The 10,660-nt window shown below is 42.3% G+C and carries 11 protein-coding genes; 10 read left to right on the top strand and 1 reads right to left on the bottom strand.

The annotated features are described in order from the left end of the window. The first annotated feature begins 309 nt into the window (after nucleotides 1–309). The 10 genes from ABZA00_RS03535 (at nucleotide 310) to ABZA00_RS03490 (ending at nucleotide 9,424) form a co-directional block, all read left to right on the top strand. Entirely contained in the window at nucleotides 310–834 is a 525-nt protein-coding gene (locus ABZA00_RS03535; RefSeq protein WP_372880765.1) for a hypothetical protein, read from the top strand. A 220-nt stretch (nucleotides 835–1,054) separates the two neighbouring features. Next, nucleotides 1,055–1,450: a hypothetical protein gene (locus ABZA00_RS03530; protein WP_372880764.1), complete on the top strand. Its 396-nt coding sequence runs from the start codon at nucleotides 1,055–1,057 to the stop codon at nucleotides 1,448–1,450. A 56-nt stretch (nucleotides 1,451–1,506) separates the two neighbouring features. After that, nucleotides 1,507–2,406: a DMT family transporter gene (locus ABZA00_RS03525; protein ID WP_372880763.1), complete on the top strand. Its 900-nt coding sequence runs from the start codon at nucleotides 1,507–1,509 to the stop codon at nucleotides 2,404–2,406. A gap of 298 nt (nucleotides 2,407–2,704) precedes the next feature. Further along, on the top strand, nucleotides 2,705–3,052 hold the full coding sequence (locus ABZA00_RS03520) for a RidA family protein (RefSeq protein ID WP_372880762.1): 348 nt from the start codon (nucleotides 2,705–2,707) through the stop codon (nucleotides 3,050–3,052). Between the two features lie 470 nt (nucleotides 3,053–3,522). After that, entirely contained in the window at nucleotides 3,523–4,119 is a 597-nt protein-coding gene (locus ABZA00_RS03515; protein ID WP_372880761.1) for a sugar O-acetyltransferase, read from the top strand. Between the two features lie 116 nt (nucleotides 4,120–4,235). Further along, nucleotides 4,236–5,150 (top strand): diguanylate cyclase, encoded by a 915-nt coding sequence (locus ABZA00_RS03510; protein ID WP_372880760.1) that lies wholly within the window; start codon nucleotides 4,236–4,238, stop codon nucleotides 5,148–5,150. Between the two features lie 745 nt (nucleotides 5,151–5,895). Beyond that, nucleotides 5,896–6,135, top strand: a complete 240-nt coding sequence (locus ABZA00_RS03505; RefSeq protein WP_372880759.1) for a hypothetical protein — start codon at nucleotides 5,896–5,898, stop codon at nucleotides 6,133–6,135. A gap of 344 nt (nucleotides 6,136–6,479) precedes the next feature. Then, nucleotides 6,480–8,336 carry an SLC13 family permease gene (locus tag ABZA00_RS03500; RefSeq protein ID WP_372880758.1) on the top strand — a complete coding sequence of 619 codons (1,857 nt, stop codon included), beginning with the start codon at nucleotides 6,480–6,482 and terminating at the stop codon, nucleotides 8,334–8,336. 60 nt (nucleotides 8,337–8,396) lie between these two features. Continuing rightward, nucleotides 8,397–8,912: a lipocalin family protein gene (locus ABZA00_RS03495; protein ID WP_372880757.1), complete on the top strand. Its 516-nt coding sequence runs from the start codon at nucleotides 8,397–8,399 to the stop codon at nucleotides 8,910–8,912. Between the two features lie 56 nt (nucleotides 8,913–8,968). Next, a complete protein-coding gene (locus tag ABZA00_RS03490; RefSeq protein ID WP_372880756.1) occupies nucleotides 8,969–9,424 on the top strand; it encodes a DUF3465 domain-containing protein in 456 nt (151 codons plus the stop codon). Between the two features lie 253 nt (nucleotides 9,425–9,677). On the opposite strand, the gene ABZA00_RS03485 is transcribed toward ABZA00_RS03490, so the two are convergent. After that, the gene (locus ABZA00_RS03485) at nucleotides 9,678–10,553 is read right to left on the bottom strand and encodes a sterol desaturase family protein (protein WP_372880755.1); all 876 of its coding nucleotides are present in this window, start codon (nucleotides 10,551–10,553) and stop codon (nucleotides 9,678–9,680) included. Nucleotides 10,554–10,660: the final 107 nt, after the last annotated feature.

Raw genomic sequence — 10,660 nt, 5'->3', positions numbered from 1 at the left:
TCTACAGAGATATTTTATAACAAAGCAGATTGGTGCAATTAACCTTGCCCTACGGGGCGCTGGCTCGAAAACCAGTGCTGCGTTGCACCAATCGAAAAGGGAATAACCATTACCTCATGTTGCGTCTTGCTCTGGTCTCCGAGCTCGTGCCTGACAAAGCATTTTGAAGTAACATGGGTATATGCTTTCCCGCATTAGTATAACAAGTGCCCTGGCAAAGGGCTTGCGTATTGAATAAAGCTTGCAGGTGATTTTTATAAGTAGCATGATATGGCAGTTCACTGCGAACATATTATCGGAATAAATTGTATGAAAAGATTGATAAGTATTATTTTGTTAACGGGTTTAGTGGGCATCACAGGCTGCTCAACTAAACCTACTTTTGGAGAACGAGTGCTTGCTGACGGAGAGTCTCGAGTTGCGCTGGCAGAGCAATGGGAACAAGGAAAAGAAGATTCAATTGCTGGTGATAAGCAGGTACAAAAAGGTCAGAAATTAGTTAAAAAAGGTCGTTCCTATCTGCACGAAGGAGAGCAGTTAATTGCTTCTGGGAATGTTGCAGTGAAGAATAATCGACAAGCTTATCAAGCACTTTATCAAACCGTTAAAGGCCCCGATTCAGGGGGAAATGCATTACTGCTGACTACCAAACTGGAAAAATTTGCCAAAGCATGGAGCAAAGGAGAAGAAGATATTTCCGCGGGTAGTAAACTTGTTAAGCGTGGACATAGTGATATTTCTGAGGGAGAGGCTGAAATAGCGAAAGGCCAGGCGTTGATGGAACGTGGCAGAACTAAAATGCAGCAAGCTGAGAGCCATTACCAGAAAAAATAAAACCGCACCTGCTCAGTTCCGGGTAAAAACTTCTTTGCGAATATGACGCCCGGACCTGTTTGCAAAGATCATCAAGCCATGCACTGTTGTGCACTGCAAAAAGCAATATTGAAGTGTTATGGCATTCAGTGAGTTTGCTGCATTCTGGGATAAGGCCTATACCCAAGCCCATCTTCGTTGTCAAACTCACAGGGAAAAGCGTCAATAGTCAAGGTGGACGATGAATCAGACAATTTACTTCAAAACCACAATGTTTGATCTTGCAAAAGAGAAAAAAAATCCTATCAATCCAATTTATGGTGCTTCCCTGCTGGATTGGCTGAGAGAGGAATTGCAAAATCAATTTGAAATAACAGCGCCCGATGCTGAGGATTGGGGATGGTATAGTGAGTTTGAATATCAGGGAAGCAGGTATCTGCTAGGTGCCTGCGCTTTATTCGAAGAGGGGGATGATCCGACCCGGGAGTTGGAGTGGGTATTTCAAATGGATAAATACCGAAGCATTGCCGAGAAACTAATGGGGAAAAATAAAATGACAACAGAAGATAGCTGCTTTGTATTTTTTAAAGAGATGTTTGAAAAACAACCTCAAATTAATGAAGTGAAGGTTGGCTAGAGCGCTGAAGAAATCCTGTAAACAGCCAGGCTATAACATAAAAATGGAGTGCTATTTTGCATAATACCAGAGGCAGTCTTTTTATGGTGATTGCTATGGCAGCTTTCGCCATCGAAGATATGTTTGTTAAGGCAGCGGCGGGCAGGGTTGCTATTGGTTTGATTTTAGCGCTCTTCGGTTTAGGCGGGATGCTGGTATTTATTCTGTTGACCCTGAAGAGGGGGGAAAAAGTTTTTCATCCTGCTATTTTGTCTCGTCCGCTATTATTACGTGCAGTCTGTGAAGTGACCGGACGATTAACCTTTGCCTTAGCAATTACCTTAACACCATTGTCCAGTGCTTCCGCTATTCTTCAAGCCACACCCTTGATTGCAATGCTCGGTGCTGCGTTTATCTTTGGTGAGCGGATTGGAATCAAGCGATGGTTTTCTGTTGTAGTCGGTTTTCTGGGAGTGTTGATGATTATCCGCCCAGGTCTTGAAGGTTTTGAGGCCGCCTCATTATTTGCTGTTATTGCCACCCTAGGTTTTGCCGGACGTGATTTAGCAACCCGGGCTGCGCCACCGGTGTTGTCTAATATGCAGCTGGGCGTGTACGGTTTTTTTGTATTGATGCCCACTGGATTGTTGATGCTGCTCTATAGTGGTGAGCCTGTACAACTTGATTTAATCTCCAGCGCGCAGATTATCGGCGCAACTCTTTTTGGTGTTGCTGCCTATAATGCCCTGACCATTGCCATGCGATCCGGTGATGTATCTGTTGTCTCACCATTTCGTTATACCCGTTTACTGTTTGCATTGCTTGTTGGGGTTTTTGTGTTTGCAGAAAAACCCGATTTAATCACCTTGCTGGGTAGTTTGCTGATCGTATCAAGCGGGGGGTATACTTTGTTGCAAAGCCGCAGAAATGCTGCCATTAATAAAGGTGAAAATATAACGGGTGACTGCGCTGGGTAACGTTTCAGTAAGCGTATTTTCCTGCCTCCCAACGAGTTGTGAGCAGAATTTGCTCGCTCACCTTCCGATTTTTCCGTAAAACTAAAAGCAAAGCAACATATATATGAGGCGGTCCAATTGTTCAAAAAACATGGGGAAAACAGGGCAAACCAGCACGCTGCTGTCTGCGATATTATTTGTTGATTTATAAACAGCAACAAATTTATGAAAAACGACACATATCTTCTTTATATTGTTGATCCAATTGCTTTTAATTCTGGTAAAATTTTATCTTATTTATTATTTGTAAGGTTATAAAATGGATATCAAACGTATCAATCCCAGTGCTAATTGGTCAGATGTGACTGTGTTTAATAAAATGGCGCATTTTGTTGAAGTGGCTGAGGATGAAAGCGCAGATATGGCAGGTCAAATTGAGCAGGTTTTTGCCCAGGCTGATGAAATGTTGGCGAGTGTAGGCAGTGATAGATCCAGAATATTATCTGTTACGATTTATGTTACCGATTTCTCGAATATGGCAATCTTTAACAATGCGTGGCAAGCATGGCTGCCTGAAGGTTGTGCGCCAAGTCGCGCCTGTTTAAAAGTTGAATTAGCCGATCCGAACTACCTGCTTGAAATTGCATTTGTTGCGGCAGTGAAATAAGTTCCTACTGCGGTGTTTATAGCAAAGCAACTAAAAAGGTGATCAGTCTCGCTGGTTAAAATAGACCCTCACTACGTTGTGAGTTTGATTCAGAACATCTGGTTCTTCATCACTTCGTGGCCAGCTAAAGCTGTTCAAAATCGTTCCATACGATTTTGTGAAGTGAGAGTAATACCAATTCCGTTAATTAGATGATCTATTTAGGCGTAGGAAAAATGGATGAAAGCAAGGCGTTGATTGCAGTAACTACTTGTTCTAATTACAAAATCAATAACAAAGACTAAAACGTAGTTTTATGTCTAGCTTGCATTCATTTTAACAAGCATAAATGAATAGATAATTATCGGATTTGGTATAACTATCTCCTGCAACCCTCGCATTGTTAGTGCAGATTTTGTCTGCGCAACACTTGATCATTTTATTAATTCCTTTGCCATTAGACTTTGCTCAAAGCATAACGGGGAGAAGCCATGAGTATCAAAGAGAAAATGCATAGTCAAAAGATCTACTTCTGTGATGATGATACGTTAGCAAATGAGCAGTTACGGTGCCTCGATCTGCTCTATGATTTTAATCATACACGCCCGACTGAAATGAAACGCAGACAAGCTATTTTGAGTCAATTTCTGGCTGAAATGGGGGATAATTGTTATATCGAATCGCCACTGCATGCTAACTGGGGGAAGCATACTCATCTCGGACATAGTGTTTATGCTAACTTTAATCTGACCCTGGTTGATGATACGCATATCTATATCGGTGATCACGTTATGATCGGCCCTAATGTTACCATCGCGACAGCTGGTCATCCCATCGAGCCGCAATTGAGAAAGAAAGTTGCGCAATTCAATATCCCCGTACATATTGGACAAAATGTCTGGATTGGTGCTAATTCAGTGGTTCTGCCGGGGGTATCTATCGGTAAAAATACGGTAATAGGCGCGGGTAGTGTGGTGACAAAGGATATCCCTGAAAATGTTGTTGCTGTCGGCAACCCTTGTCGCGTTCTGCGCCCAATCAGTGAACATGATAAAGAGTATTATTATAAAAATCACAGGTATGAATAATTTGCTCTTCACAAACAGCTTAGGCTCTCCCCGTATTTGTTTTTTGTCTGGTAAAGTGTATGTCGCGGTTTTGTACGCCATATTTGGACATTATGCATGCCACATGGATATTGTAAATGATTGAATCATATGAGTTTGTAAAGTCACTTCTCGATACGATAACTGATCATATTGCGGTCATAGATAATAAAGGGGATATTCTCTTTGTAAATAAAAGCTGGTACTCATTCGGGCAAAACAACGCCTGTATAATTGACGAAACCTGGAAGGATATTAATTATTTAAGCGAATGTGATAAAGCAGCTGCTATGGGGGATGATTTTGGCATCAAAGCCGCGAGCGGGATCAGATCTGTCATCAAAGCCGAAACAGAAAGATTTTATTTTGAATATCCCTGCCATAGTCCGGATCAGGAGCGCTGGTTTATGATGCGTGTAACAGGCTTTACGATACAGGGGGCTCACCGTTTTGTGATTTCTCATCAAAATATTACCGAGAGAAAACTTGCTGAACAAGAGGTGTTAAAGCTGTCACGTATTGATGGTCTTACTAATATTGCTAATCGCAGATACTTTAATGAATTTTTGGAAAGCGAATGGCGGCGCTGCCATCGCCTTAGTATGCCTATCTCGCTTGCGTTAATTGATCTTGATTATTTCAAGCTGTTGAACGATACCTATGGGCATCAAACGGGTGATGAATGCCTGAAAGCAGTTGCAGATGTGTTAAAAAAGTTTGATAAAAGGCCTGGTGATATATGTGCTCGTTATGGTGGTGAGGAGTTCGTGATAGTGTGTGGCGGTACGCCTCTGGAGCAGGCTAAGATATTGGTTGAAAAATTGCTTAATGAGATTTGTTTATTAAAGATTCCCAATGAAAACTCTCCCATGCTTCCTACTTTAACGGCCAGTATAGGGTTGGCGGCAATCGTTCCTGACAAAGACAGTTGCGTGAGTATGCTTATAAAAAAAGCAGATGACTCTCTTTATTTGGCGAAAAAAAACGGCAGAAATCAAATTTGTTTTTCTTAGTTTCTGCGCTAATGAACCTCAACTCTGGATAATAAAAGCGTCATTGCTTTTAATATCATAACGTTAACGTTTTATATTATACAGTACCGTTAGCTTTGTGTAGTGCAAGGCAAATCATCGTAGCAATAGCCGGCTATTGCTACGATGATTTAACACAGACATACGCGGAACTAACGGAGTTGTATCGATTGGTCTATCCAGAGCTGAGGTTATACCAATTCCGTTAATTAGGTGATCTATTTAAGCGCAGGAAAAATGGGTGAAAGCAAGGCATTGATTGCAGTAACTAGTTATTCTAATTGCACAAAATCGTATGGGACGATTTTTAGGCGCTCCCGAAGGGCGAGGCCCAAATGGTCGCATGTTACGTTAACTTTTTTTCGATTTAGGCTCACTAGATCTTCAAAAATCTGCCTTACCTCGACCATTTGGGCTCTCGCTGGTGCTGTTTTTTTAAACTATATGGCGCTCTAGCATTCATTTTAACAAGCATAAATGAATAGGTCATTATCGGATTTGCTATGTATAAGCTTACGTTAGAAAATTAATCCTATATTCCAGGGGACAGGCTCTACCGGGATGATCAAGCCTATGATACCCGATTCATAATAAAACCGGGCTGTGTACGACAGGTCGCACGTTTTAACCAACTTCATTTATCACACATAATAAAACACTTTTTTTGCATGGCCGATTAGGGCATTCTTTTTACAAAGTAAACATTTTCCAGCTAAGGGTTTAAAAAATGAAAAAAGCGTTAAAAATAACCAATGATACTTATTTGAATATGCAATCAATTATAATGTATCACTTTGAAATTGATCGAGTGATACTTAGAACACCTTTAGATTCCGAATCAAATGGCATACTTATTGCGGCTGAAAAACGTATGTTTGATAGTGGTTACACCAAGGAGTTCGTTGTTTCTATCGAAGAAGTTAAGCGTATTCAACGGGAAATTTGTAAATATATGGGGATCGAATAGATTTAAGCTACCTATTCTGCTTCAGAAAACGCTGGTTTGCCAGCTGTTACTACTATAAACACGGGGAGGTGCTTATTCGTCCCATGACGGTGCCGCTTTAGATTGTTGGATCTTCAACAGCAGCCCTTGCCATCTGATTTATACAATAAGACACAATTCATAACTTGCTGATTTGTACATCTTCAATTAGCTTTAATAGAAATAATGCCTAATATTGAGGTGACTTATGGTCAAGAAACAAAATCCAACCTGCTCTCAAGAGGGCGTAGAAAATATCTTTAGAGCAAGCCTTGACCCACAAATTATTTGTACTGCGCATGCAAATAGAAAAGGTTAATTGACAGGTGCCCGCCATCAATATAATGAATTTACCAGAGCTTCCTGATGTGCATGCACTGGCAGTATTATTGCTGGTCTTGCTAGCACTGTTTCTGTTCACCAGAGAATCTATTGCCATTGAGACGTCGAGTCTGTTTATTCTGGCAATGCTGAGTATCGGTTTTACCGTTTTTCCTTACGCCAACCCGCAGGGACAGCACCTTGAGGCGTTGCAGTTTTTCAGTGGTTTTGGCCATGAGGCGCTGGTGGCAGTGTGTGCGTTGATGATTGCCGGAAACGGGCTAGTGCGTACCGGGGCACTGGTTCCTCTGGGCCGGATTCTGGCGCGTTTATGGCGAGTTAGTCCGGCATTAAGTATGTTGCTGACCCTGCTGGTCGGTGCCTTTCTCAGTGCCTTTGTTAATAATGTTCCGATAGTCGTGCTGCTGCTTCCTATTCTGATCAGTGTCTCTCTGCGCACCGGAGAGCCTGCTTCGGGGGTGTTAATGCCAATGGGATTTGCGACGCTGGTGGGGGGAATGAGCACAAGTATTGGTACCTCGACCAATCTGTTAGTGGTTTCAGTGGCTGCTGATATGGGCTTGAGAAGGTTGCAGATGTTTGATTTTTTTGTACCGGCTGCGATCGTTGCCGGCATTGCTATTGTTTATTTGTGGTTGATTGCGCCTCGTCTGCTGCCCGCACGCAAAGCAATGCTCACCGATACCTCTCCAAGAATATTTTCTGCGCAACTGGTGATATTGGAAGATGGTTTTTCCGTCGGTAAAACATTGACAGAGCTGATCGAAAAAAGCTCAGGGTTGCTGGAGGTATCACGTATCATGCGCGCCAGCGGAACCTATATTGTGCCGCTGCCGGATGCGCAAATTCAGGCAGGGGACAGGTTGATGGTGAATGACACGCCGGACAACCTTAAGGAACTCGAAAGTGCTCTGGGTGCCATGCTCTTTGTCGGAGATACTCAGGTGGATGAAGAGCATCCATTATCCGGCGAAGGACAACAAATTGCAGAAATCGTTGTAATACAGGGGTCGCCTCTGCTGGGAATGAACTTGAAGCAACTAAACTTTTATGATCGCTATCAGTTAATGGTGCTGGCAATACATCGGGGGCAAAGTTCGGTAGAGACCCTGCGTGAAAAAATAGCACAGACCCGTCTGCGCATTGGTGACGTTCTTCTGGTACAGGGGAATCAGGAAACCATTGGCGAAATCAAACGTGCCGGTGAGCTATTGGTTCTCGATGCGACGGCCGATCTGCCGCACACAGATAAAGCAGTTACGGCTCTGTTGATTATGGCCGGGATTATTGTTGTGTCAGCATTGGGAGGCGTGCCTATTGCTATCAGTGCTGTTTGTGGTGTGCTGCTGATGCTGATCACAGGCTGTCTGACCTGGCGCCATGCCTCTATGGCACTGAGTACCCAGGTTATTCTGATTGTCGCGGCGAGTCTGGCGATGGGAGCTGCATTATTGAAAACCGGCGGTGCGGAGTATTTGGCACAAGTGTTTGTCGCTTTAACGGCGGGGGCTTCTCCGGCTATCATTCTGTCGGGATTGATGTTGTTGATGGCAATCCTGACCAATATTGTTTCCAACAATGCCGCTGCAGTCATTGGCACTCCCATTGCTATCAGCATCGCGCAGCAACTGCAGGTTAATCCCGAACCCTTTGTTATTGCTGTGCTGTTCGGTGCCAATATGAGTTACGCCACTCCCATGGCTTATAAGACCAATCTGCTGGTAATGCATGCGGGGGGGTATAAATTTACAGATTTTGTCCGTGTGGGCGTTCCTCTGACGATCATCGTCTGGCTGGGTTTATCTATATTATTACCTGTTTTGTACTCCCTCAACTGGTGATGTTTGCCGTGAAGCGGTTAATTTTCAATACATTAATAGGCGTCTTATAAGGAGAATAACGTGACAAAAATACTGCTGATAATAAGTGTGCTGATTCTTAGCGGCTGTCTGGGGATGCCTGAATCAATTAAGCCGGTGAATGAGTTTGAATTGTCCAGGTATTTGGGGAAGTGGTATGAAATTGCCCGGCTTGATCATTCTTTTGAAAGAGGTCTCAGTCAGGTTTCCACGGAATATACACTGCAGGATGATGGTGGTGTCGCGGTTTTAAATCGTGGCTTTTCAAACTTTGAAAATAAGTGGCGGGAAGCGAAGGGCAAAGCTTACTTTGTCAACGAAAGAGATCAGGGCTATCTAAAAGTATCATTCTTTGGGCCATTTTATGGCTCCTACGTTGTTTTTGAGCTGGATAAAGAAAACTATCAGTATGCTTTTGTTTCCGGACCTGATTTTGATTATTTATGGTTGTTATCCAGAACGCCCAAGATTGGCACGGAGGTGTTGGAGAAGTTCATCAGCATGTCAAAAGAGCGGGGCTTTGATACCGAACAGTTAATTTTTGTTGAGCAAAAGTAAGCTCTACGGATATTTATTATTCCAGAATTGAGGTTATTTAGCACAAGGTTAATGCGATGAAGAAAATTTTAATTATCCTGTTAGTTATTGTTGGGATCTATCAATGGCTGGGGGACTCTCCGAATAAGATAAGTTCATTGGTGAATGAGGTATCGCAAAGCGAGAATGCCCAATCCGGTAATAATGCAATTTTAAAGCGCGCCTTTGAAAATCGTCAAAGTGATGTACAGGTACAGGGGGAGGGGATCGTAAAGCAACTGTTAGCAGATGATCTGCAAGGCTCCCGACATCAGAGATTTATTCTACAACTGCCTTCCGGGCAGACGCTATTAATCGCTCATAACATTGATTTGGCACCAAAAATAAGCGCACTGTCTAAAGGCGACCAAGTGCAGTTTTACGGTGAATATGAGTGGAACCAAAAGGGCGGTGTTGTCCATTGGACACATAAAGATCCTAATGGCCGTCACATCCACGGCTGGTTAAAGCATAACGGAAAAACTTATCAATAGTCTTGAAGGCATGGTTATACCAATTCCGATAATTAGATGATCTATTTAGGCGTAGAAAAAACGGATGAAAGCAAGGCATTGATTGCAGTAACTAGTTGTTCTAATTCCAAAATTAATAACAAAGACTAAAACGTAGTTTTATGTCTAGCTAACATTCATTTTAGCAAGTATAAATGAGTAGATAATTATCGGATTTGGTATTACCGCCATAAGAGTTCCCTTATGCTGGTGAAAGCTAACTGAAGTGCTAAAACTAGCTTTTAATACCGCGCCACTGTTTTTTAAGGTTTTGTCGGTTAATACCTTTGTTATCAAGACCAAAACTTTTGACTGCTTGCTCTTTACTCAGCAGTAATGAGTTAAACAAATAATCCCACACTGCCAGTGCGCTGCCAAAGTTTTTATCAAAATGCTGTACTGCAGCACTGTGGTGGATCTGATGCTGTGCAGGGCTGATAAACAAATATTCACATTTAGAAAATCCCAGCCAGACCGGACTATGGCGTAAATTGCTCGCTGCAATATTAAAGATAAAAACAAATAGATTAACGCCCAGGATCTGGGTAATACCAAGCGGATTTTTAAACAGGTAGACAAATAAACCGCTTACCAGCGCGCCAATCAATAAACTGCGCAGACTGTTAATTAACATCTCTACAGGGTGAATACGGTATAAAGTCAAAGGAGTCAGGGTGGTTGCACTGTGATGGACAGCATGAAAGCGCCACAAAAAGGGAATTTTATGCAGTGTAAAGTGTACCAAAAACTTAGCAAAGTCCTGACTGATAAACAGGATAAAGGTAAACAAAATGACCAGAACAGGCTGATTTAACTGCCAGTAATTTCCCGATCCAAACAAATCAGTTAAAAAATTATTAATAGTTAACGCATAACTGACCTGCAGGGCGAATAACGGTATAACCAAAAGTTTAAAAATCCATTGATTGATAAACAGCCAGCAGAGATCGACTAAACTGGATCGGTTAAACCACAGCTTCACTGAAAAAAACTGCTTACCGGAAATAAAAAAAGCAAGCAGTCCGCTGCTCAGCAGATACAACCAGTAGATACGCTTGTCTGCTTCAAATAAAAAACTCAGGGGGGAGATAATACTTTCTAACCAACTCAACTTGTCAGCACTCTCTGTTTAAACATAAGTTTCTTTTTACCTTTTCGGCAAAAACCTTGTCTTTGATAATGATAGCGATTATCATCTGCAAATAATAATCACTATCA

Source organism: Psychromonas sp. (genome assembly GCF_041586535.1).
In the GTDB taxonomy this organism is placed as follows: Bacteria; Pseudomonadota; Gammaproteobacteria; order Enterobacterales; family Psychromonadaceae; genus Psychromonas.
Note: the sequence above shows the minus strand (reverse complement) of the source record. Positions and strands in the feature narration are given on the sequence as shown.

Coding starts and splice junctions, on each gene's coding strand:
- ABZA00_RS03535 (WP_372880765.1), top strand. CDS start 310: ATGAAAAGATTGATAAGTATTATTTTGTTAACGGGTTTAGTGGGCATC.
- ABZA00_RS03530 (WP_372880764.1), top strand. CDS start 1,055: ATGAATCAGACAATTTACTTCAAAACCACAATGTTTGATCTTGCAAAA.
- ABZA00_RS03520 (WP_372880762.1), top strand. CDS start 2,705: ATGGATATCAAACGTATCAATCCCAGTGCTAATTGGTCAGATGTGACT.
- ABZA00_RS03515 (WP_372880761.1), top strand. CDS start 3,523: ATGAGTATCAAAGAGAAAATGCATAGTCAAAAGATCTACTTCTGTGAT.
- ABZA00_RS03510 (WP_372880760.1), top strand. CDS start 4,236: ATGATTGAATCATATGAGTTTGTAAAGTCACTTCTCGATACGATAACT.
- ABZA00_RS03505 (WP_372880759.1), top strand. CDS start 5,896: ATGAAAAAAGCGTTAAAAATAACCAATGATACTTATTTGAATATGCAA.
- ABZA00_RS03490 (WP_372880756.1), top strand. CDS start 8,969: ATGAAGAAAATTTTAATTATCCTGTTAGTTATTGTTGGGATCTATCAA.